The sequence below is a fragment of the Rhodococcus sp. NPDC060084 genome (assembly GCF_042730335.1).
Classification (GTDB): Bacteria; Actinomycetota; Actinomycetes; order Mycobacteriales; family Mycobacteriaceae; genus Rhodococcus.
In genome coordinates, this window is the sequence record NZ_JBHWWX010000087.1 from 1 (window position 1) to 1,549 (window position 1,549).

Sequence of the window (1,549 nt, forward strand, 5' to 3'; positions counted from 1 at the left end):
GCACCTCCACCAACCGCTCGAACGGCACATCCGCATGCGCGAACGCATCGAGATCTGTCCCCCGAACGGTATCGAGGAACTCCCCGAACGGGACCCCACCATCAACCGACGTCCGCAATACGAGCGTGTTGACGAACATACCCACGAGATCATCGAGCGCAGCCTCACCACGACCCGCGACGGGCGTCCCGATCGCAATATCGGACTGGGCGCTCAACCGTGACAGCAGCACCGCTAGAGCTGCATGCACGACCATGAATTCCGTTGCACCACTGCGGCGTGCGAGATCAGTTAGATCGGAACGGACGCGCCGATCGATCGTGAATCCGTGCGAGGCACCCCGGTAACTCGACACCGCCGGGCGGGGCCGGTCGGACGGCAACGTCGACTCCTCCGGCAGGTCCGCCAAAGCAGTGCGCCAGAACTCGGTTTCCCGCGCGAGCAACGACTCCGGATCGGACTCGTCGCCGAGGACCTCACGCTGCCACAACGTGTAATCCGCGTACTGCACCTCGAGTTCGGCCCAAGCGGGTTCCTTGCCCTCCACCCGTGTCACGTACGCGGCGACCACATCCCGGGTCAGGGGCGCCATAGAGAACCCGTCGCCGGAGATGTGATGGACCACGACCACCAGCACATGCTCTTCCGGCGTGATTCGCAGCAGCCGCACCCTGATCGGAACCTGCTGCGTCACATCGAAACCGGCAGCCACAACCTCCGTGACACGTGCCGGGACCTCGTCGGCCGCGACAGTTTCCGGACGTACCTCGACGATCGAGTCCGATGCGGGCAGGACCTCTTGGAATCCGACCCCGTCGATCTCCGGATACACCGTCCGCAACGACTCGTGTCGCGCGACCACATCCGACACCGCCGCCTGCAACGCATCGACATCCAACGAGCCCGACAACCTGATCGCCACCGGAATATTGTTGACTGCAGATTCTGGATCCAGCCGGTTGAGGAACCACATCCGCTGCTGCGCCAACGACAGGGGAATCTGTGCCGGACGCACCCGCGCAACCAACGGAACCCCGACACCCCCACCGGACACCTGCTCCACCCGCACCGCCAGTTCCCCGACGGTGGACGCCTCGAACAGCACGCGCACCGGCACCCGAGTATCGAGTGCCGCACCCAGGCGCGCGACCACCTGGGTCGCAATCAGCGAGTTACCACCCAAAGCGAAGAAATCATCATCGAGCCCGACCCGCTCGACACCGAGCACCTCGGAAAACACCGACGCCACGACCTGCTCGGCAGAGGTAGCCGGAGCCCGGAACTCCGTGACCTCGAACACCGGATCCGGCAACGCCCTACGATCCAGCTTGCCATTAGCGTTGAGAGGCAACCCCTCGAGCACCACAAAAGCCGACGGCACCATATAAGCCGGCACACTTCGGCCGAGTTCGAATGCAACCTCCCCGGTATCGAGGACCACATCAGGCCCAGGCACCAGATACGCAACCACACGGGTACCCACACGCTCACTCTCACGAGCAACCACAGCCACGTCACGAATGTCGTCCATCCGCCGCAGCGCCGACTC

1 protein-coding gene is annotated in these 1,549 nt (G+C 64.0%); it reads right to left on the bottom strand.

The window, feature by feature from the left end:
- The coding region (locus ACFWBU_RS21240) for a condensation domain-containing protein (RefSeq protein WP_378529153.1) at positions 1-1,549 on the bottom strand (1,549 nt) is incomplete at both ends.